This window comes from Pseudomonas caspiana, from assembly GCF_040224095.2.
Taxonomy (GTDB): Bacteria; Pseudomonadota; Gammaproteobacteria; order Pseudomonadales; family Pseudomonadaceae; genus Aquipseudomonas; species Aquipseudomonas caspiana.
The window spans coordinates 1,926,917-1,948,536 of record NZ_CP167995.1; the positions used below are offsets into that span (position 1 = coordinate 1,926,917).

Consider the following 21,620-nt stretch of genomic DNA (forward strand, 5'->3'; position numbering starts at 1 on the left):
AATCAATAGGTGCGTGAGGCCGGGCGTTGTTCGCAGCTGTCGCGGTAGCGCGCCAGGTTGCTGAGGGCGGCCTGGCGCATCAGGCTGATGTCGATAGCCACGGCGATGAACTGACAGCCCCAGCTCTGATAGCGGCGCGCATCCTCTTCGGCCGGGGCCAGAATCCCGCTGACCTTGCCAGCCGCAAGAGTTGCATCAATGGCGTGGCGGATTTTTTCCTGCACTTCGGGGTGTGACGGATTGCCGATATGGCCTAGCCCGGTGGACAGGTCTGCCGGGCCGATGAACACCGCATCAACGCCTTGCACCGCAGCGATTTCAGCGACGTTGTCGACGCCTGCGCGAGACTCGACCTGCACAATCAGGCAAAGCTCTTCATGGGCGGTATTGATGTAGTCCGGCACGCCGTCCCAGCGGGTGGCGCGAGTCAAACCGCCGCCTACGCCGCGAATACCGTGCGGCGGATAGCGAGTGGCTTGCACCAGTGCGCGAGCCTGAGCGGCGGTTTCGACCATGGGGATCATCAGGCTCTGAGTGCCGATATCCAGCAACTGCTTGATCAGCACCGGGTCGTGACTGACGGCACGCACGATGGGCGCTGTGGAGTAGGGCGCGACTGCCTGTAATTGGGCAAGGATCGAAGGCACGGTATTGGGCGCGTGCTCACCGTCGATCAGCATCCAGTCGTAGCCAAAACTGGCGGTGATTTCCGCGCCGTATCCCGTGGCAAATCCTGCCCATATACCGTATTGCGGCTCGCCTTTGGCCAAGGCGGCCTTGAAGCCGTTGCGTGGCATTTTCATCGTGGACTCCTGTCGAGCCAAACCCGACATCCAGGGTTGACTGATTCAGTGCTGGTAAGGGCGATGCAGTTGGCATTCAGGGTTCAGCGTAACGCCAAAACCTGGCTGATCGAGTTTTGAAAGGCGCATGCGGCCGTTTTCCGGTACCGGTTCGCCCAATAGTTGCGGATGGAACATCGGCACGACTTCATCAGCTTTGGGCGCCATCATCAGGAATTCGGCAAACGGGCTGTTGGTGCGGGTCGCGACAAAGTGGTAGCTATAAACGGACGAGCCGTGGGGCACGACCATCGCGCTGTGAGCGTCGGCCAGTGCCGAAATCTTGATCAGCTCGGTGATACCGCCACACCAGCCGACGTCGGGCTGGATGATGTCGCAGCAGCCCATTTCCAGCAGCATCCGGAAACCCCAACGTGTGGCTTCATGCTCGCCGGTGGTGACCAGCATGCCGGGTGGAACAGCTTTTTTAAGCGCGGCGTAGCCCCAGTAATCGTCGGGGGACAAAGCTTCTTCGATCCATTTCAGACCAAACTCGTGGGCACCCTGAGCCAGACGTGTAGCGTAGTTGAGGTCCAGGCTCATCCAGCAATCGAGCATCAGCCAGAAGTCTTTGCCAACGCGTTCACGCATGACGGCCAGCGCCTCCAGATTTTTGCGCAGGCCTTCTTCGCCTTCTGCCGGGCCGTGATGCAGTGGCAGCTTGCCGCCGATAAAACCCATCTTTTGCGCGAGGTCCGGGCGAGCGCCGGTGGCATAGAACTGTAGTTCGTCACGCACTGCACCGCCGAGCAACTGGTGCACGGGTTCTTTACGGACTTTGCCGAGCAAATCCCAAAGCGCCAGATCGATGCCGGAAATCGTGTTGATCACCAGACCTTTGCGCCCGTAATACTGGGACGAAAAGTACATCTGATCCCAGATACGCTCGATGTCAGTGACCTTCGCGCCTTCGACAAACCGCGCCAGGTGTTTCTCGACGATATAGGCCGCCGGTTCGCCGCCAGTGGTCACGGCAAAACCGATATTGCCTTCCGAGTCCTCGACCTCAACGACGAGAGTACCGAGCACATTGATACCAAAACTGCGACGGCTCTGACGGTACTCCGGGTATTTGCTCATCGGCGTGGCGATGTGGTCGTCGATCCAGTGACCGTCGCCCTGATCGTGATAGTCAGCGCCACCGCCGCGCAGGACAAAGGCGCGAACATGTTTGATGGTTGGAATGGCCATGATGTGATTTCTCCTGGTCAGACTTGGAAAGTCGGTTGCTTACGAGGGACAGCCTGACTCGGCGGGCGAATGCCCATGATCAGGGCTGCTGCAATGAGTGTGGTGAAGGCCAGCACGTACAAGCCTGCTGCCGGAGAGTGGAAGGAGGCTTCCGCCCAGTTCTTCAGAATGGGCGCGATGAACCCGCCCAGTGCGCCGAAAGAGTTGATCAGCGCGATGGCACCGGCTGCGGCGGCACCTGCCAGAAAGCTTCCGGGGAACGTCCAGAACACCGGCTGTACCGCGATGAAACCCGAGGCGGCGAAACACAGGGCGAGGATGCCCAGCAGCGGGCTGGCGAAAGTCACCGAGGCGGCGATTCCCAGCCCTGAAACCACGAGAGTCAACGCGGCAACCGTGCGGCGCTGGCCGGTGCGGTCAGCGATGCCGGGGATTTTCCACGCGGCCAGCAAGGCACATATCCATGGGACGGCGCTGACCAGGCCGACCATCAAGCCGACTTTGGTGCCCAACAAGCCTGCAACCTGGCTCGGCAGGTAGAAGACCACGCCGTAAACGCTGGCCTGAATCAGCATGTAGATCAGGCACAAATACAGGACCGCAGGCTGACAAAGGATTTTCAGCAGGCTGCCATGGGATTGTTTTTGGCTATCCTCGGCATCCAGCACGGCTTGCAACTGGCTACGTTCTTCAGGCGTGAGCCATTTGGCATCGGCCGGGCGATTGTCCAGATAGAAATAAGCCCACACACCGACCACGCTGGCCATCAATCCTTCGACTGCGAACAGCCACTGCCAGCCGTGGGTGCCCATGAAACCGTCCAGTTCGAGCAGTAAGCCAGACAACGGGCTGCCGAAGATGAACGCCAGTGGTGCGCCGAAATAGAAGAAGCCCATGGCCTTGCCGCGCGAGGCGCTGGGGAACCAGTAGGTGAGGTACAGAATCACGCCTGGGAAGAAACCGGCCTCAGCGACGCCGAGTAAAAAGCGCAGGATGTAAAAGGTGGTTTCGTTGTGGGCAAACATCATGGCGGCGGAGACCAGGCCCCAGGTCACCATGATCCGGCACATCCACAGGCGAGCGCCGATCTTGTGCATGATCAGGTTGCTGGGCACCTCCAGCAACGCGTAACCGGCGAAGAAAACGCCAGCGCCGAACGCAAAGGCGGCGTCGCTGATACCGGTGTCTGCCTGGAATGCCTGTTTGGCAAAGCCGACGTTGGCACGATCAAGAAACGCCATGATGTACATCAGCAACAGAAACGGCAGCAGCCGCCAGGAGACCTTGCGCAGTAAAGTCGCGGGTAGAGTGTTCACGTCAGTTTCCTTTTTGGAATTATTTGACTGCGTAAATTTTCAAAGCGGGTGAAGGGCGTTGAGCCTCAACAGGATGCAGATGACGGGCTGGGTTGCGGAGCGCGAGGGGTGTAAGCGGGCGGCAAATAAAGGACGGCAGAGCGTTTCATTGGATTCACCTCGGTGGGTGTTGTTTTCTTGTGCTGAGGACTCTACTGCTACCTGGGATGCGTGACTAATCGAATTAAGCTTATAGTCGATACCTTAAAGTTATCGATTGCAGAGGGCTGCATGAGTGTCGAGCGGTCTCCCCATCAGCTGTTTGGTCGGTTGCGTTACAAGCATCTGCAGATGTTGGTCGTGCTCGGCTCCAGCCTCAATCTGCACCGCGCTTCATTGAGCATGAGCATGTCCCAGCCTGCTGCGACGCGGATGCTTCAGGAAATCGAAGACATGTTCGGCTGCGAGTTATTCGAGCGTTTGCCGAGGGGCATGCGCCCGACCGCATTGGGGCGTGAACTGCTGCGCTTTGCCGAGGCTGCACTGAGTGGGCTGGATCGCTGCGCTGCGGATATTGCCGTGCGCAAGCAGGGTGGTTACGGGTACTTGTCGATTGGCACGATCATGGGCGCGGCACCGGACCTGGTGATGAACGCCGTCGCCGAAATCAAAGGGCTCAACCCGAAATTACGCATCCGGATCATGGGCGATACCAGCGATCAGGTGGTCCAGTTACTGGAACAAGGCCGTGTTGATATCGCGGTTACCCGTCGCAACCTCATCACTGATCGTGAGCAATACGAGTTCGAGCCCTTGGGCAACGAGCGATTGATTGCCGTGGTCCACAGCGGGCATCCATTGGCCCGGCGACGCAAGCTGGAATGGGCAGAACTGGTCAGGGACTGGCCGTGGATCCTGCAACCCGAAACCAGCCCGGCGCGCATCGCCATTGAGCAAGCGCTGCAAAAGCTTGAACTGCCGATACCGGCCGACATCATCGAGTGCAGCTCGGTGTACTCCATGCAGCAACTGGTGCAACTGACCGATGCTTTGATGGTGCTCTCCGAGTCGGCGATGCGTGACTATCTGAAGATGGGGCTGGTCAAGGCGCTACCCGTCACGCTGGACGCGCAGATGGCGCCGTTCGGGCTGCTGCGCCGTAAAGGCGAACCGGTCAGTCGCGAGCTGCAACACTTCATTGATTTGCTGCGTAAACGGGCTCGCGAGACGTCATGACGCGGCGTGCAGAAAATGCACTCGCTCAGCAAACAATGAACCTGTAGGAGCGCACGAGCATCGCGAGGCCGCGATAGCGGTGCATCAGGCAGGACGCCATCGCGGCCTCGCGGTGCTCGTGCGCTCCTACAGGTTTTCCGCTTTACGCGAGGCCGCGCCGCAGGTCCTTCATGGGCCGATTCAGGTATCCGATGAACCCTTGCGTCGTGCCCTTGCCGAAATGCAGCTTTAACAGGCAGGTTTTCTACAATCAGGGTCATCAGGCAGAAGCTATTCCGCACCGGAATACGCCCATGAAAATCATGAATTTTATTTATCTCAATGAACCTCGTAGCGTGTCGTCTTCTGCATAAGGAGATGACCCTGTGAATAGCCTGCGCTTGTATGTTGACTCGCAATTGACCAGCCCCTACGCCATGTCGGTATTCGTAGCGCTTCGCGAGAAGGGCGTCGAATTTGAACTAAGCACTCTGGATCTGGAGGCGTCCGAAAATCAGTCGGCTGATTACGCCAGCCTTTCGCTGACTCAGCGAGTACCCACGCTGGTGCATGGCGACTTTGCACTGTCAGAGTCCTCAGCGATCACCGAGTACCTGGAGGATGTTTTCCCGCAAACGTCGATTTATCCACGCGACTTGATGCAGCGCGCAAAAGCGCGGCAGGTTCAGGCATGGATCCGCAGCGACCTGCTGCCGATTCGTCAGGAGCGGTCCACGCTGGTGGTGTTCTATGGCCTGAAGGCAGGCCCGTTATCGCCCGATGCCGAGGCCGCAAAACGTAAGTTGATCAGTGCCGCACAAGCGCTGCTTGAGGATAGCCCCGAGTACCTGTTCGGCGAATGGTCGATTGCCGATGTGGATCTGGCCGTGATGCTGAACCGTCTGATACTCAATGGCGACTCGATGCCGTCCGGATTGGTGGAATACGCCCAGCGCCAGTGGCAACGGGCGAGTGTGCAGGAGTGGGTCAGGTTGCAGCGTCCGCCGCTTTAGCTTTGCTCCCTGTTTACGCGCGTATCTCAAGGGTTACGCGCAACCCACCAGACGGACGATTTTCCAGATGGACACGTCTGCCCCGGTTTGAGACTGGATTAGGTGTCATCCAGTACGAACGTTCGCCACGTTCGATTGTTGGTCTCTACGACGTCGCTGGAACCAGGTTTTGAGGGTGCAGCGGTGAATGTCGGGGCGCTGCTGGTTTGGGTATTCCAGACCTGCAACGCAATTTTCCTTTCTCAGGGGGGCGTCTACTTTGGGCACGGCGACGGCACGGACCTGTAGGAGCGCACGAGCATCGCGAGGCCGCGACAGCGGTGCATCAGGCAGAGCGCCATCGCGGCCTCGCGCTGCTCGTGCGCTCCTGCAGAAAAGCATTGCAGATCAGCTGTTTATATTTTTTGCCCAGTCGGGGTGTAAGTATCTCTTCCCCGTATGTGTAGCCCTCCAACGCTTACGCGCTATTCGAGCTATGCACTTCATTGTCATTTTTCAAAATATTTCGACACGAACTGCACTGAACTAACGCTCCTTCACAACGATCCTTTTCTTTGCGCAGTCAGCGCGACCCTGTCTGCCAGTGCATTTGCGCTGAGTATTGCCCAGGGTCGCTCAACGATAAGGAGCCGCCGTGACCGTTACTACTCATCCCCTTTACCGGAGCACGCCAAGCCCGCTACACGCGATCTTGCTTGCCGGTACCGTTCCGCTGTTTCTCGGCGCCTTGCTGAGTGACATCGCTTACGCCCAGACCTACCAGATTCAGTGGGCCAACTTTGCCGCTTGGCTGATCGCCGGAGGGCTGCTTTTTTGTGGTCTGGCGTTGTTGTTTGCACTGGTCAATCTGATCCGGGCGGACCACAAGGCAGGCCGCCCGGTAGCGTATTTCCTGCTTCTGCTGGTCACTTGGGCGCTAGGCCTGATCAACGCGTTTGAACATGCCAAAGACGCTTGGGCGATGATGCCGACGGGCCTGATTTTGTCGATAGTCGTGACTTTGCTATCTGTTGTTGCCGCGTGGACCGGGCTTACCAATCTACGTTCGGGAGGTGCTGAATGAAGCATTCAGGCGCACTGACCATTTTGAGCATGTCGCTGGTATTAAGCGCATGTGGTGGCGATGGCGAAAGCACCCAGGCACGCGGTCCGGATCCGAAACTTCCGGAGCCACAACGCACGCTTTTGCCGAGCATGAAGATCGCTGAGCCGGTGGCTTGGGGGGACCAGAAGCCTACAGTTCCTGAGGGCTACAGCATTTCGGCGATTGCGACCAATCTGAGAATTCCGCGTCAGACCCTCGTTCTGCCCAATGGCGATATCCTCATCGCGGAAGGGCGTGGCGGCAGCGCGGCCAAGCTCAAACCCAAGGACGTGATTGCCAGTGTGATCAAGGCCAAGGGCAACACGCAGGTCAAAGGCGGCAATCGTCTGACGTTGTTGCGTGATGCAGACGGCGACGGCAATTACGAGTTGAAGAAGATTTTCGCTGAAGATCTAAATGCGCCTTATGGCCTGGCGTTTGCCGATGGCAAGCTCTATGTCGCCAATCAGGACGCATTGGTGCGCTTCGATTATCAGGACGGGCAGACCCAGGCCAGCGGCGCCCCAACCAAAATCACCGACCTGCCATCGCAGATCAACCACCACTGGACCAAGGCGCTGACGATCAGCCCGGATGGCCGTTATCTGTATGTCGGTATCGGCTCGAACAGTAACGTCACTGAGCGTGGCATGGAGGTCGAGATTGATCGCGCCATGGTTTGGCAGATTGATGCCGAAACGGGCGCGCACAAGCCTTACGCCACTGGCCTGCGTAACCCGACGGCACTGACCATTCAGCCTGAAACCGGGAAGTTGTGGACGGTGGTCAACGAGCGTGACGAGCTGGGGCCAGATCTGGTGCCGGATTATCTGACGTCAGTGAAGGAGGGCGGTTTCTACGGTTGGCCTTACAGCTATTGGGGCCAGAACGTCGACCCGCGCGCGCAACCGGAGAACCCTGACAAGGTCGCTTCCGCGATCAAGCCGGATTACAGCCTCGGTTCGCACGTCGCGGCGCTGGGCGTAGACTTTTCCATTCCGGCCATGGGTGACAAGTTCGCCAACGGCGTTTTTGTCGGCGAGCACGGTAGTTGGAACCGTCCGAATCCGGTGGGCTACAAAGTGATTTTTGTGCCGTTCAACAACGGCAGCCCTGCGGGTGAGCCGGTTGATTTTGCCACTGGCTTCCGGGGGGCTGACGGGAAAACCCGTGGTCGGCCTGTCGGTGTGACGGTTGACCCGAAAGGTGCACTGATCATTGCCGACGACCTTGCCAACACGGTCTGGAGAGTAACGCGTAATCGTTGAGCCCAGTGCCCCGAGGTGAGTGATGTCGCCTCGGGGTATCTCATGCAAAGCTCTTGTCCATGTCGTAGGAGCGGCTTCAGCCGCGAGCAGCGTCCATGCCCGACATAGGCGCTGTTGCCGATGACGCCCTCCCTGCTAAAGCCTGTCCTACGGATTGATGGTGCACGCCGGGTCCAATGTTTGCTGCGAGATAGCGCGGTGTCCGCACCGGGCTATCTCGCAGCATCAACTCAATATTTCCAGGTTACCGAGGCCGTCAGGTTTCTTGGTACGCCGTAAGCGACCGTTCTATAACTTGATGAGTTCACGTACCCGAGAGGCGAGGGTGTCGATCGCGAACGGCTTGGTCAGCACCTGCATGCCGGGGCCGAGCTGTTCATCGCCGATGGCGGCGTTTTCTGCGTATCCAGTGATAAACAGCGTCTTGAGAGTGGGTCTGACCTCCCGCCCTGCGTCGGCCATTTGTCGGCCATTCATGCCGCCTGGTAGCCCGACATCGGTGATGAGCAGGTCAATGTGGACATCAGAGCGCAGTACCTTGAGGCCGGCGATGCTGTCGCCGGCCTCGATCACTCGGTAGTCGAGCTCGCTCAGAACTTCCATGAGCAGCATACGGACCGTAGGCTCGTCATCCACAATCAGTATGGTTTCTCCCGTGTCTGCCGGCGCAACTGGCGTCTGGCTCGTCTCGCGTACCTCTTCGGTTGCCTCGCCTTCGTAACGAGGCAGATAGACGCAGATGGTTGTGCCCAGTCCTACCTGCGAATTGATACGTACCTGACCTCCGGACTGTTTGGCAAATCCATAGATCATGGACAGACCCAGCCCGGTGCCTTGGCCTATCGGCTTGGTTGTGAAGAAAGGATCGAACGCCTTGGCGATAATTTCCGGTGTCATGCCCGTGCCGGTGTCCGTAACGCTCAGCGCCAGATACTCGCCCTCTGGCATTTCGTGCGTGCGGGCCGTGTCATGAGCCATCGACACATTGGCCGTCCCAATCGTGATCCGCCCGCCCTCCGGCATGGCATCCCGAGCATTGATGCACAAATTAAGAAGGGCGTTTTCAAGCTGGCTGGCATCGACGAGCGTCGACCAGACACCTGCTGCGCCTGCAATCTCGACGGTGATGCTCGGCCCAACGGTGCGCTGGATAAGTTCGCCCATGCCTTCGATCAAAATGTTGACGTTGGTCGGTCGTGGATCAAGGGTTTGTCGACGGGAGAAAGCCAGGAGACGGTGGGTCAGCGCTGCGGCGCGTTTTGTTGCTCCCTGCGCTGTCGTAATGTACTTGTCGGTCTCAGACCAGCGGCCCTGCGCGATTCTTGCACCCAATAGTTCCAGGGCGCCGGAGATACCCGCCAACAGGTTGTTGAAGTCATGCGCCAGGCCCCCGGTCAGTTGTCCGACCGCTTCCATCTTCTGTGACTGGCGCAGTTTCTCCTCTGCCTGCATAAGTTCGACGGTGCGCTCTGCAACCCGTTGTTCCAGCGTCTCGTTCAGTGCACGCAACGCAGCCGTCGCACGGTCGCGTTCGGCTTCAATGGAACGACGTCCCTCAACATCGATGACGACGCCCGGCAGGCTGAGCGGGCTACCGTCCTCGGCAAGATCAACCCGTCCATTCGCCTCGATCCAGTAATACTTGCCATCGGCACGACGCACCCGGTACTGATGGGCATAGGCACCGCCCTTGGCAATGGCGGCACTGATCGTTTGCTCAAGGCTTGCCTTGTCTTCAGGGTGAACCGACTCGACGACCTGCGCCATGGTCATGCCCTCCAGCCCTAGTGCGGGATCAAGGCCAAAGGCGCGGGAGAAGGCTTCGTCGATGGTGAAGCGGTCGTTGGGCACGTCCCAGTGCCACGTGCCGATAATCGCGCCGGCCGCGAGTGCCAACTGAACACGCTCCACGTTCTGTCGTGCGACTGCCTCGCTGATGCGCAAACGTTCCTGGGCGTTACGCCGTTCAGTGACATCACTGAAGATGATCGCGATCTGCCTGTCGGCCCGGTCACCGACGCTGACCGCCCGAACGTCGAACCAGCGCTTGAACGCTTCGGCATAATTCTCGAACGTAGCGGGTTCACCGGTCTTGGCGACATGCCCATAAGTCTCGAACCAGAAGCGTTCGAGGTCCGGAGCAAACTCGGTAACCCACTTGCCGCGCAGGTTTACCCCGGCCTGGCGTTCGAAGGCAGGGTTCGCCTCGACGAAGCAGTAGTCAATCGGTTGATCGTTGTCATCAAACTTCACCTGGACGATGGCAAACGCTGACTCGATCGTCTCCAGAATCGTGCGGAAGCGTTCTTCGCTTTGACGCAAGGCGGTTTCAGCAGTGCGTGTCCGGGACAGGTCAAGCATTGCGCCGATCATGCGCACTGCCAAGCCTGCGGCGTTGCGTATCACGTGGCCCCGGTCCAGAACATCTGCGTATGAACCGTCCTGACGGCGGAAGCGGTACTCGTCTGTCCAGGCGCTGCCGGTCCCGTCGATGACGGCGTGAATCGAGTTGTAAATGCGGATCCGGTCATCCGGATGTATTTGATCGATCCACCATTGACCGGTGGTGCCGATGGATGTCAAAGAGTGTCCGTAAGCCTCTTCCAGCGCTTCGTTCCAGAGAATCTGGTCAGCCTGCAAGTCCCAGTCCCAGATGGCATCACTGGTCGCTTTGGCCACCAAGCGGTAGCGCTCCTGGGTTTCCTCCATAGCGACACCTGCAAGGTGTTCGCTGGTACGGTCACGCAGAATCTTCACGTACCCCAAGTGGGCGTTATCGTCACCATAGAGCGGCATCATTTCGCCGGATGCCCAGAACTGCTGGTGCCCCTTACGCAGGTGCCAGCGCTCATCCAGGGCACGCCCGCTCTGAAGTGCGCGCTGCATCTCGCGCTCGATCTGGCCATTGGCCCGGTCGATCCGGGTAAAGAATCGCTCGGCGGTCTGGCCAAGCATTTCTTCAGCGGTCCAGCCCAGTACTCGCTCGGCACCGGGGTTCCAGTCGGTTATGAGCCCGGCAGGGTTGGTGACGATCATGGCGATGTCGATGGCGCTTTCGAAGATTGCTTGCTGACGCGTCTCAGTGTTGGCGAGCGCTGCAGGACTTGCTTGGGGAGGAACGACTGTATTGGCTGAAAAGCTTTGCGCGGTGGCGGCTGCACGCAGAGAGGTCTGGCTGAGGCGATCAGTGTCGCTGTGCTCGGTCGACAGTTCAGCGGGAGGCTGTGGATTGATTCCTGCATCCTCGAGGACTCTGCGCAAACGCGCGATCTCGGCCTCAAGCTCTTCGCGAGTCATATCGTTCAAAGCATTTCCCACTTTCGCATTGTCGTTCCGTTATAACCGCATCAAATCAGAAAACACCGGGTTTTGCACTGGCGAGCCTTTGACGGTGTTGCGGGTTACCGGGCATTGCGATCAGGAATGGCGCAGGCGTAGGCAAGGTAACGAGCCAGCATCTGACTGGTCGGTACTTCAGTCAGTTCCACTTGGCCTCGGTGCACATTGCACCGCGTTGTCTCGCGTCAAACATCAGCCCCTGTAGGAGCGCTCGGAGGGTACGACGGGCGCGAAGCGGTGTGTCAGGCATACCGCTATCGCAGCCCGGCGCTGCTTGATCGGGGCAGGATTATTGCGCGGTTTTCAGCTTGATCACATCACCGGAGATGGTGGTGGTGTAGCCGCTCAGGATCCACGCCCAGAACCAGTTTTCCTGAACCTGAGTGTTGATCATCGCATCGCCGCCTTTGGCGTTGATCGCGGAGGTTTGGGCGCGCACGAAGCGGTTGTTCTGGCGAATAGGGATAACGCCGAACAACATCAGGCCAGTGGCGCTTGCCTCACTGTGGCCCAGAACGGTGTATTGATTGCTGTCGTAGTGCGGGGATTTGATTGCGGTGCCGGTGCAACCCGCCAGAGCCAGACCCAGAACGGCAGACGCCGCGACTTTGCTGATGTACTTCATAGAAACTCCATAGCCTAAAACCCGGGATCCAATTTCTCGGGGGGCGACACTCTAACCGCACCTCCCGAATATTGAAACGCCCATGCCGCGCCATGCCAGTAGATGTCACTTGTGCTGATTACGGATCAGTGTGCCGCTAAAGATTCGCGGGGCGCTCCTGTCTGGTCGACCAGACGAATACTGTCGCGCCCATCACGCTTGGAGCTGTAAAGCGCAGCGTCGCCTTGTTCAATCAACGTCGCCAGGTCAGCAGGTGGTTGGTCAAACAGGTTAGCGCCGATACTCAAGGTCACCGCTTGGGGAGTGGCGAACGTGTGTGACGTAGCGTTGTAAAACTGGCTGCGCAACTCGTTGCCCAGTGTCAGGATTTTCTCTTGTGATGTGTTGCTCAGGAGGATGACGAATTCGTCACCGCCCAATCGTGCCGCCAGCGCGCCTTCGGGCAGGATTGATCGAATCATCTCGCTTAGCGTGACCAGCAATCGGTCGCCTGCAGTGTGTCCGAACAGATCGTTGACCAGCTTGAAGTTGTCGATGTCGATCAGTAGCAAGGCGCCCGGTCGATGGGCTGTCACTTGATCAAGCACCCGCTGTGCGCGAACTTCAAAAGCGCGGCGGTTGTAAAGCGCTGTCAACGGATCACGTGCGGCCAGGCGAGCTATTCGTTTCTCCCGGCGATAGCGTTCGGTTCCGGTCATCGAAAGTGCGATGAGCATGATCGCCATCGCACCTTCGACCAGCGATATCTGAATGATCTCGCCACGGAAGGCGGCGAGATCAATGAGCGTGCCCGGCACTACGGCCGGTATGGCCTTGGCGGCGTAGAACATCCCGTGAATCAACAGTACATAGCGCAGTTGTACCGCTCCGACACTCAAGGACTTGCCATGGGGACGCAGCAGAAAGCTGGCTCTCAGGCTCAGCAAGGCGATCAGCAATGAGTTGACCACAAGCATGACTTTCGACCACGAAGGATCGCTCGGTAATAAAAGCAGTGCCAGCCAGACGGCAGGGATCAGGACCCAGGCACGCGACAGGCGTGTCTCTGTGAAGCGCGCCACGCCGAACAGAAACAGCCAATGCGCCGTGATCAGCAGGCCGTTTGCGAACCAGATACCAATCAGCAGAAAACCGCTCATGCGCAGCAACGCGAGTGTCGATCCCACGCTGATTGTTGCGAAACCGGCGCTCCAGTAAAGCAGTGAAGATTCACGAACGCTGCGCCACTCGATCGCCAGATACAGGGCCGCAGCCGCTGCAAGGGCGATGGTGAGAATCAGTAACGTGGGTGGGTCGAGCGCCATAAACGGACTGGCCTTTCCAATGTGCAATAAAGGGCAGGATTGTAAGCGTTCAGGCGGATATTTCAGAGCGTTCTGTAGAGGATTTGCGGGGTGTTCGACTACTGGTGCTATCGAAGTGAATTTATCGGTCGCGGCTGGCTCGATAAGAAACGGCGCTGATGCAATACGTCGACAACCGTTAGGCTTTCTACCAGGAGAACTCGATGACCCATTCATTCAAGGCTGGCGATACCGTGCGCTGGAATTCGGAGGCGGGTGAAATCCACGGCAAGGTGATCAAGGTCCATACCAAGGACGTAGAGTTCATGGGCAAGCATCGCCCGGCTTCAAAAGATGATCCTCAATATGAGGTCAAGAGTGACAAGACCGGGCATTTGGCAATGCACCATGCAGGGGCATTACATCGCGGCTGAGGATATATATCCGGCTACTTTAAACAGGTCGCGATGCCGGTTTCGGCCGCTCGTAGTGATCAGGAGGTAGGGCAGGGGCATAAAGCGCTGCACTGCAAGAGCGCATTGCTGGCAGGCGCAGTGGTACTTAGAGGCACGATCGAAAATAAAAGCTTTTGCGGCTAAAGGCCCAGCCTTTGCTTGAGTTCAGCCTCGGTCCAGACACCACTGGCCGGGCCGCCGGGTAAGCCTTCATTGGCTCGGGCGAGCGGCAGAATGACCGGGGTAAAACCTGCGTCGCGCACCAGTCGAGCGCCGACCTCCCGAGCCTTTGCATCATCGGCGAAGGTGGCAATCGACTTGTTTTTACCCGACTGGCTCTCCATCGACGCATAGCCGATGGCGTTGAATGCCCGTACCAGGTGCACCCCTGGCAGATACTGTTGGTCTGCCAGGGCGACTCCCTGATCCAGAGCTTTGCGTCCGACTTCACCGTCACGGCCGCTGAATGGATTGCTGGCGCTGAATACGACTTTTCCTTTCAGCTCGTCCTTCAGTTGCTCGGACAACGCGGGCATCGCTCCATAGGGAACGCTCAACACAATCACATCACCCCATGCGGCGGCATCAGTGACCGAGCCTGCGCGAGTGTTAGGCCCGGCAGTCTTGACCAAATCGTTCAATTCCTCGGGATGCCGTGAGGAAAACATTACCGAGTGACCCGCCTTTGCCCATAACGTGCCAAGTGTACCGCCGACGTTACCGGCGCCAATCACGCTGATCTTCAGGGTGTCTGCCATCACCTGGCTGCTGCACAGGACCAGACTTGCGAATGCCAGTAATAGCTTTCTGAACATGTGTCCTACTCCCGAATGGATAAAGTCCAGCATTCACCGTAGTAGACGTCGCGCTCGAGCGAAAGGTTGTAGCGACCAGCGTCACCGTCAGCTTTGTGCACAAGGCCTGACGACACTGCGCGCTGCCATCGGCCGCGCCAGGCTGAGCAGCCCCAGCAAAGCCAGCCCCGCGCCCACCCACAGCGGAGCGCGCAGGCCGTACCCGGCATCGATCGCGGTGCCTCCTGCCCAACTGCCCAGTGCCAGCCCGGCGGTGATGACCGATGTATGCAGTGTATTGACCAGCGCAGCTGGCTCGGCGGCTTTCATCACGCGCGCGACCATTGCCGGGTTCAATGCCACGCCTGTCAGCCCCAATGCGATGAAACAGGTCAGGTTCAGCCAGAGGTGCTCACCCGCCAGGGCGAAACCTGTCAACGCGAGAACCAGCAGAAGCAGACCCCAGGCGAGAGCCTGGAAGGTATAGCGATCTGCGACGCGTCCCACCACCATGTTGCCCAGTAAATTAGCCACGCCATACAACGCGAGCATGGGCGCTACGTAACTCGGCTTTAAGCCCACCTCTTGAATCAGGATCGGCGTGCAGTAACTGAAGGCCGCAAAGGTCGCGCCGATAATCAGCCCGCTCGTGACATAAGCGGCCCAAAGACTGCGGTTTTTCAATGCGGCCCACTGCGTACTCAGGGCCGGTTCGCTGCCCGCTTCGCTGACAGGCAACCGGACGGCGGCCAGCGCGCTGCAGATCAGCGCCAGCAACACGACCAGCCAGGAGCTGGCGCGCCAGCCGAAATGCTGCTCGACCCACGCGGTCAACGGCACCCCGGCAACCGGGGAGAGCATCAGGCCCGCCAGCACCACCGACACGGCACGACCTCGAACTTCGCGTGCGACCAGCCCGGCACAGACCGTCAGGCACAGCCCAATACACGCGGCGCTTGCCACGCCCATAAGGATTCGCGCGAAAGCCAGCACCGGATAGCTGGGCGCAATGGCGGCCAGAATCCCGGCGGCTACATAGACAGCCAGCAGTCCAACCAGCGCACGCTTGTTGCTGATGCCCCGGCTGAGCAGTAATACCGTGACAGGAGGCCCGCCCAGGGCCATGCCCAGAGCATAGAAGGCGATGAGATTACCCACTTGCGCCAGGCTGACCGAAAACGCATCGGCCAGTGCGGGCATCATCCCGGCAACCATGAACTCGGCGGTTACCAGAGAGAAGATCGTCAAACTCAACAGGTAGACGGTAGGCGGCAATTTGGAAGGGCTAGTCATGCTGGTCATATCTGGTGCAGGTATCTCAGGCAGAAACAAAGCCCGCTACCCTAGGCAGAGTTGATCAAATGGTCAAATAACTGTTGGGCATAGGGTCATGCTTTGCAGACGGACATGAGCGGCCCCTTATGCCCATGGCGTCGCGCTGTCTTGCTGCAAATAGTAGACCTGTAGGAGCGGACGAGCACCGCGAGGCCGCGAGAGCGGTGTATCAGACATAACGTTATCGCTGCCTCGCTGTGCTCGTAAGCTCCTACAGAAATGCATGACAAGTCAGGTAGTCAAGTTCTGACGGCGTCCAACGCACCCGTCAATAACAGATGCTCAACCTCCGGAGTCCGCTGATTGGCTGCCCCCAGATACTCGATCAGTTCAGCCGCCCGGCTGCCACGCAGGCCTGCCGTGGTGATCTCACCGTCGCGCACGTAGGTGTAGAGACCGGATACCGCGAAGGCTTTCAACTGGGCAATGTGTTCAGACTGTCCCGCCAGCGTGGCCTGAAATACCGGGCTTTCGAAGAAGCGACGCCGGGCTAACGGACTCTCGAAGGCTATTTCCATGATCACCAGTTCTGCCCGCGCAGGGTTGGCGTAGTGCGCGACGTTGGGGGCAGGGGGATGCATGCCGTCATTGTTGAACGGCTGACACAGGTGCAGACGCAATTTCAAGACTTCGTCCGCGCCAGCCAACACGTCGCCCAGATCATTGGCCAGGTACTGCTGCAACTGCGCAAGACTGGTGCGCGGGCTGAAATGCACATGAATCCGGTCAGATCTGTCCGTGCCATTGAAGGTTTCGTCGTTTAGCCGGTTGACGACGGTCGCCGAGCCGTCTGGGAGATCATAAGCCAGAGTTTCCTCGAACATGTTTTGCTCGTCCGAGAACAGGATCGAGCTGGCGTTCTGAAACTGTTTTTGATCCTCGGCTGAAGCGAAACCGATCTCGACGCCACCGTCCAGCTCGTAATCGGCTATCTCTTCAACGCCATCGGCCAAGGGCCACAGATGGGCATCCTGATTTCGCGAAAAGTGATGCTGAATATACAAGCCGAGCCCCGGCAGGCGGGAGCAGAGCGGGCCATGCACGTCGCGCCAGTAAGTCGCGAAAATTTCATGGGGGACGCGCTCGCGGCGTTTTACGGTGGTGTAGCTGTTGATCTCAATCATGTCATTACCTTTAAACGAGAAAATTATCGGCATGAAGTTGAGAGTGGGCAGGTGTTGAGTCGTTCGGTTTATCTGTCGGTGGATCCTGCGAGATAGACTGCAAGACCATCAAAACTGGCACACTTGCCAGCATCACCTATTACACCCGAGCCCACACCTTGAATCGTCTTGATCATCTCCAGTTAATGGCCACGTACAACCAGTGGATGAACGACAAGCTCTGTACGGCCGCCGGCACTCTGGATGCCGAGGCATTAAGCGCAGACCGCAAAGCATTTTTCGGTTCGATTCTGGGGACTCTGAATCATCTGCTGGTGGGTGACATTCTCTGGCTCAAGCGCTTCGCACAGCATCCGGCGGGGTTTCCAGCTCTGGATGTGATTCGGGGTATGCGTGACCCCGAAGCTTTGGATGAGCAAGTGTTTAACAACTTGGCTGAGCTGACCGTGCAGCGCAGACGGGTTGATCAGGCGATCATTGAATGGACGGCAGAGTTGCAACAAGACGACCTGAACGTGGTGCTGCATTACACCAATACCGCCGGGATTGCTGCCGCTCGCGATTTCTATGGCTTGTTGATCCACTTTTTCAATCATCAGACCCATCATCGCGGGCAAGCGACAACGTTGCTGACTCAGGCCGGAGTTGATGTCGGATCTACGGATTTGCTGGGGTTGATTGCCAATGCATAGGGTGTCCATGTGTATGCTGACTGCATGACACGCTCCGGTCAGGGAAGTCAATGTGCCATCAGGTGCTCGTAGTAACCGAATTAACACAACTCCAGTCTGGGATCGACATCAAGGCCACTCGATGTCAGCCGATAATATAGACATAAATCCAATGCTGATTCGCCCCACGCGGCTGCGATGCATCACCCCACTGAGGCTGCTTGATGAACACCCTATCGGCGAGTGATCGTGCGCAATTGTTGCGTGAAACCACTGCGCAGTTCTGGCAGCACATTGTCCCTGTCGTGCAGATCGCTTTTTGTATTCATCTCGTCCTGTTCGTCTTGTTCAGCACACTGAAAATACCCTTGCTGGCGGTGGGCAACGGTTTCAGCATTCTGGTTTACGTGGCGTGTCTCAGGGCGATCCGGGCCGGGCGTTATAGATTTGCCGGCATGCTGATGAGCATGGAGATCATCCTGCATGCCTTGCTGGCGACATGGGTGCTGGGTTGGAACAGCAACTTCTATTTCTATCTGTATTGCGTGATCCCGATTATCGCGTTCAGCTTTCAAAATGCGCGTCGACCACGATTGCTGCTTAACCTGGCAATTCTCGTCGTATCGGTGGGGGGCTTCGCGTTGCGCGGGCAGATGGGGATCAACTCCGGTGTTGCGCCGCAGTTGCTTGAGGTATTTGGCATCGTCAACGTGCTGACCGCCGTCGGCGTGTTATTGCATGGCACGGCCTTGTCTGTGCGCTTCACGCGGTCTATGCAACTGAACCTGTTCCACACCGCTAATCGCGACAGCCTGACCAATCTTTACACCCGGCGCAGGGTGATGCATGGGGTGCGACAGTTGGCTGACTCCGTGCCTGCGGCGATCATCCTGCTGGATATCGACCACTTTAAACAGATCAACGACCGTCTGGGGCACGAGCAAGGTGACTTGATCCTCCAGCGGGTGGCTGAAGCCATCAATAGCAACGTGCGAGCCTCGGATGTGGCGTCGCGCTGGGGTGGCGAAGAGTTTCTGGTATTGATGCCGGATGCCTCTGAACAGGCTGCGCAGGTTGTTGCCGATCGAATTCTGTTGCGTATCCGCGAATGGGTCGGGCAGGTGGATCAAGGTCCGCTTACCGTAACGGCAACCCTGGCGGTGAGCGAAATCCGTTCGGGAGAAACGTTTCAAAGCGCTCTTAATCGAGCGGATCAGGCGTTGTATCTGGGTAAGCAACAGGGGCGTAATAAGGTGATGCTGGCGGGGTGAGTAGTGGGTGCCGTCGATGTTGACCTGCAAGCGTACTCCCGGTGCGAATTCATTCGCGAAGGTGCCGGTACATCCGCAGCCTCTGTGCTGCATGAAATACTGCCCTCACGAATGAACCCGGTCGACTCGTCAGGCATGAAATTGCAATGCATTGGTCAGGTCGCCCATGGGCGTTTGCCCGCGCGCGATCATCGCCTGATCTCGTTCCTTGAGGCCGTCGAGCTTTTCCAGCCCATGAACACGGGTGATCAAGCGCAGAATTGATGCTGTGTCGTAAACCGTGTGATCGACCGTGCTTTTGCGGGCGAAGGGCGAAACTACCAACGCCGGAATGCGTGTGCCCGGCCCCCAACGATCGCCTTGCGGTGGCGCCACGTGGTCCCACCAGCCGCCGTTTTCGTCCACCGTGATGACGATGACCATGTTTTCCCATTGTGGACTGTTGCGCAGCACCTTGATCACCCGGTCGATGTGCCGATCACCTGCGGCGACGTCGGCGTAACCAGCGTGCATGTTCAGGTTGCCTTGTGGCTTGTAGAACGTCACCGCAGGCAGCTTGCCGGCTTCGGCATCTGCGAGGAATTTATTGCTGCTGACTTCATCCCCCAGCCCGCCGTCGCGCAGACGCTGTTTGCGCTCTGCCGGGTTTTGCGGCCCTTGCTGAACGAAGTAGTTAAACGGCTGATGGTGGTACTGAAAGTTAGGGATCTTCGGGATCCCGGTGGAGTCCTTGAACTCATCAAGGGTGACTTGCCAGGCACCCGCGTACCACGCCCAGTCGACGTGCTTTTTCGACAGCTTGTCGCCGATATGTTCGTGAGTTTGTGGCACCAGCACATTGGGCAGGTCCGGTTTGGAATAGTCCGGATTTGCCGGGTCGCGCAGCCAGGTCGGCCAGAACGGCGGTGCCAGCGTGTTGACCGCAAAGCCATCGGGCGTCAGTGCGCTGGGGCCGAATTGCGGCGCACCGGTCATGGCGCTGGCCGGTGATTGCTCCAGAGGCTTGAGGCGCGGATCTTTCGGGTTGTCGCTCTGCAATTGGGCGATCTGTGATTTGGCCGCCGAGTTTGCCGCGTTCGGATAAATCGGTGCGGTGGCTGCAATCAGGTACTGGTGGTTGAGGAACGAACCACCAAAAGCCCCCTGGAAGAAGTTGTCACAGAGCACGAACTCTTTGGCGACGTCCCACAGACGCAATGAATACTGACTCTGCGCGTAGTAACCCATGGGCAGGCCGCCCGCATCGGCCCACGCCACGAAGCGGTCATTCTTGCCACCATTGATCTGCATCTGGTTCTGATAGAACACGTGCCACAGGTCCCGGGTGACGAGGCTAAGCGGCAAGTCTTCGCCATTCATGCCTTTGAGCGGGAAGGGTGCGTTGGGCAGGTTCTCCTGAAACTGGCCGCCAGCGGGATAGCTCACTCCGTCAACCGTTTGAGGCCCCAGCTGCAACACGCCGCCCCAGGCCGGTGGCAGGGTCTTCAGCAGTGATCCGTCGCGGTCGCGCTGTTGGTAGTCGGCAGGCTGTAGCGAGGACAAAGGCTTTTCGACGCCTGGGAAGTTGCCAAACAGATTGTTAAAGCTGCGATTCTCGGCGTAGATCACGACGACGGTTTTGACGTTTTCACGCAGAGCCTTGTCCAGCGCCATGCCGGTCAGCGGTGCGGTATCGGGTGCTGATGCAGGTTGTTTTTCCTGGGCTGTCGCGTAGCTCCCCAAGGTTACGCCCGCTCCTAATGCAGCCATGCCGCCCAGAAAGCGGCGACGGCTAGGGTCGGTCTGCGAGTTATCGTCTGACTTGTCGCTCATCGTGGATTACCTGCCCGGTATAAATGTTGCCAAATATTTCAGGCGAGGGTATCCGCGCTATATGACGGTATTGCGACAGCAGGTCTGATCGGGGTACGGCACAGGTCAGGTACGAGGGGCGGTGTAACGGTCGATAATTTGCTGAATTTCTCCTGAAACCCTCATGCGTACCAATGTGCGCAGGATTTTCTGCGTGGGCAGATCAGGGTCGTTACGGATGATGCAGCCGGCCGGCTGATCAGCGATCAGGGCGATGGATTTCAATTGTTCATCGGCGGGCAAATCACGGTTGAGCCAATCCAGCACCAGCTGGCTGGCCACTGCGTAGTGATAGCGGCCCGCAACCAGCTTTCGAAGTGTCTGCTCCTGATTGCGGGCGTCCTCGCGAACCAGTTGATGGTTATCGAACAGATATTGCAGGTCGGGGTAGTTGTAGCCCAGCACTGTGCCGATGGTTTCGTTATCAAACTGCTCGGGGTAGGGACCTGCGGCGGTTGCGGCCGAGGCGATCAGCAAGTCGCGCTGGTAGATGATCGGCAAACTCCAGAAGTAATCACCCGAGAGGTTCGGCACCCAGGCCTGGGCTGCGTAGCATCGAATATCTATCTCACCGCGCTCCAGCGCCGCTTGAACCCGCAATCGCGGCAAGACGTGATACTCGGCTTCGCGGCCTACCTGACGCGCCAGGCTCTGCATGATGTCGAACAGGATCCCGGACGTGGGCTGATAGTCCTCCAGTTGAACAAGCGGCATCGACCAGCTTTCCGCCACCGAAAACCGCAGTGGCGGCTCTTTCGCATCAACCGGCAAGGCAATCAGCAGAAACAGCGCTATTAGAATGGTACGGGTTCGTCGCATAGAAGGTCCCTCAACTACGAGCCATATATAAAACGCTCTCTAAAGACCCGATTAATGCGTGTCTTCACATCCATTTGCACAGCTTAGCCAGAATAGAAGAGGACACCAGATGCAATTTTGCCCCTGCTCCGCTAGCATTAGCGGT

At 58.2% G+C, this 21,620-nt stretch carries 18 protein-coding genes; 7 read left to right on the forward strand and 11 right to left on the reverse strand.

The window, feature by feature from the left end:
- Positions 1 to 2: 2 nt before the first annotated feature.
- Genes ABRP31_RS08830 through ABRP31_RS08840 form a run of 3 tightly spaced genes read right to left on the reverse strand, consistent with a single transcriptional unit; the run spans position 3 to position 3,349 of the window.
- Positions 3 to 803: an HpcH/HpaI aldolase/citrate lyase family protein gene (locus ABRP31_RS08830; protein WP_349970603.1), complete on the reverse strand. Its 801-nt coding sequence runs from the start codon at positions 801 to 803 to the stop codon at positions 3 to 5.
- Between the two features lie 45 nt (positions 804 to 848).
- On the reverse strand, positions 849 to 2,033 hold the full coding sequence (gene rhmD, locus ABRP31_RS08835; protein WP_349970604.1) for an L-rhamnonate dehydratase: 1,185 nt from the start codon (positions 2,031 to 2,033) through the stop codon (positions 849 to 851).
- Positions 2,034 to 2,050: 17 nt separating this feature from the next.
- A complete protein-coding gene (locus tag ABRP31_RS08840) occupies positions 2,051 to 3,349 on the reverse strand; it encodes an MFS transporter (RefSeq protein WP_087267318.1) in 1,299 nt (432 codons plus the stop codon).
- A gap of 270 nt (positions 3,350 to 3,619) precedes the next feature.
- Here ABRP31_RS08840 and ABRP31_RS08845 point away from each other — a divergent pair, with 270 nt between their 5' ends.
- The 4 genes from ABRP31_RS08845 to ABRP31_RS08860 all read left to right on the forward strand — a co-directional run bounded on the left by ABRP31_RS08845 (position 3,620) and on the right by ABRP31_RS08860 (position 7,908).
- Entirely contained in the window at positions 3,620 to 4,564 is a 945-nt protein-coding gene (locus ABRP31_RS08845) for a LysR family transcriptional regulator (RefSeq protein ID WP_087267321.1), read from the forward strand.
- A gap of 365 nt (positions 4,565 to 4,929) precedes the next feature.
- Positions 4,930 to 5,556 (forward strand): glutathione transferase, encoded by a 627-nt coding sequence (yfcF, locus tag ABRP31_RS08850; protein ID WP_349970605.1) that lies wholly within the window; start codon positions 4,930 to 4,932, stop codon positions 5,554 to 5,556.
- A gap of 634 nt (positions 5,557 to 6,190) precedes the next feature.
- Entirely contained in the window at positions 6,191 to 6,619 is a 429-nt protein-coding gene (locus tag ABRP31_RS08855; RefSeq protein WP_087267327.1) for a DUF2231 domain-containing protein, read from the forward strand.
- On the forward strand, positions 6,616 to 7,908 hold the full coding sequence (locus ABRP31_RS08860; RefSeq protein ID WP_349970606.1) for a sorbosone dehydrogenase family protein: 1,293 nt from the start codon (positions 6,616 to 6,618) through the stop codon (positions 7,906 to 7,908). The genes ABRP31_RS08855 and ABRP31_RS08860 overlap by 4 nt, the downstream gene beginning before the upstream one ends.
- Before the next feature lie 288 nt (positions 7,909 to 8,196).
- Here ABRP31_RS08860 and ABRP31_RS08865 read toward each other — a convergent pair whose 3' ends face one another.
- From ABRP31_RS08865 to ABRP31_RS08875, 3 genes are all read right to left on the reverse strand, one after another.
- Positions 8,197 to 11,205, reverse strand: coding sequence for a PAS domain-containing protein (locus ABRP31_RS08865; protein ID WP_349970670.1), 3,009 nt, complete (start codon positions 11,203 to 11,205; stop codon positions 8,197 to 8,199).
- A gap of 331 nt (positions 11,206 to 11,536) precedes the next feature.
- Positions 11,537 to 11,872 (reverse strand): hypothetical protein, encoded by a 336-nt coding sequence (locus ABRP31_RS08870; RefSeq protein WP_087267335.1) that lies wholly within the window; start codon positions 11,870 to 11,872, stop codon positions 11,537 to 11,539.
- 125 nt (positions 11,873 to 11,997) lie between these two features.
- The gene (locus tag ABRP31_RS08875; protein WP_349970607.1) at positions 11,998 to 13,176 is read right to left on the reverse strand and encodes a GGDEF domain-containing protein; all 1,179 of its coding nucleotides are present in this window, start codon (positions 13,174 to 13,176) and stop codon (positions 11,998 to 12,000) included.
- 203 nt (positions 13,177 to 13,379) lie between these two features.
- Between ABRP31_RS08875 and ABRP31_RS08880 the strand changes: the two genes are divergently transcribed.
- Positions 13,380 to 13,589 carry a DUF2945 domain-containing protein gene (locus tag ABRP31_RS08880; protein WP_087267341.1) on the forward strand — a complete coding sequence of 70 codons (210 nt, stop codon included), beginning with the start codon at positions 13,380 to 13,382 and terminating at the stop codon, positions 13,587 to 13,589.
- Between the two features lie 161 nt (positions 13,590 to 13,750).
- On the opposite strand, the gene ABRP31_RS08885 is transcribed toward ABRP31_RS08880, so the two are convergent.
- The 3 genes from ABRP31_RS08885 to ABRP31_RS08895 all read right to left on the reverse strand — a co-directional run bounded on the left by ABRP31_RS08885 (position 13,751) and on the right by ABRP31_RS08895 (position 16,863).
- Positions 13,751 to 14,425 carry an NAD(P)-binding domain-containing protein gene (locus ABRP31_RS08885; protein ID WP_349970608.1) on the reverse strand — a complete coding sequence of 225 codons (675 nt, stop codon included), beginning with the start codon at positions 14,423 to 14,425 and terminating at the stop codon, positions 13,751 to 13,753.
- Between the two features lie 87 nt (positions 14,426 to 14,512).
- Entirely contained in the window at positions 14,513 to 15,697 is a 1,185-nt protein-coding gene (locus ABRP31_RS08890; RefSeq protein ID WP_349970609.1) for an MFS transporter, read from the reverse strand.
- A 281-nt stretch (positions 15,698 to 15,978) separates the two neighbouring features.
- Positions 15,979 to 16,863 carry an EthD domain-containing protein gene (locus ABRP31_RS08895; protein ID WP_349970610.1) on the reverse strand — a complete coding sequence of 295 codons (885 nt, stop codon included), beginning with the start codon at positions 16,861 to 16,863 and terminating at the stop codon, positions 15,979 to 15,981.
- A 158-nt stretch (positions 16,864 to 17,021) separates the two neighbouring features.
- Here ABRP31_RS08895 and ABRP31_RS08900 point away from each other — a divergent pair, with 158 nt between their 5' ends.
- Both ABRP31_RS08900 and ABRP31_RS08905 read left to right on the forward strand, forming a co-directional pair.
- A complete protein-coding gene (locus tag ABRP31_RS08900; RefSeq protein WP_349970611.1) occupies positions 17,022 to 17,555 on the forward strand; it encodes a DinB family protein in 534 nt (177 codons plus the stop codon).
- A gap of 203 nt (positions 17,556 to 17,758) precedes the next feature.
- The gene (locus tag ABRP31_RS08905; protein WP_087267354.1) at positions 17,759 to 18,805 is read left to right on the forward strand and encodes a diguanylate cyclase; all 1,047 of its coding nucleotides are present in this window, start codon (positions 17,759 to 17,761) and stop codon (positions 18,803 to 18,805) included.
- A gap of 129 nt (positions 18,806 to 18,934) precedes the next feature.
- Here ABRP31_RS08905 and acpA read toward each other — a convergent pair whose 3' ends face one another.
- Together acpA and ABRP31_RS08915 are read right to left on the reverse strand one after the other, a co-directional pair.
- On the reverse strand, positions 18,935 to 20,617 hold the full coding sequence (acpA, locus tag ABRP31_RS08910) for an acid phosphatase (RefSeq protein ID WP_349970612.1): 1,683 nt from the start codon (positions 20,615 to 20,617) through the stop codon (positions 18,935 to 18,937).
- A 105-nt stretch (positions 20,618 to 20,722) separates the two neighbouring features.
- On the reverse strand, positions 20,723 to 21,475 hold the full coding sequence (locus ABRP31_RS08915) for a transporter substrate-binding domain-containing protein (RefSeq protein ID WP_349970613.1): 753 nt from the start codon (positions 21,473 to 21,475) through the stop codon (positions 20,723 to 20,725).
- Between the last annotated feature and the right edge of the window lie 145 nt (positions 21,476 to 21,620).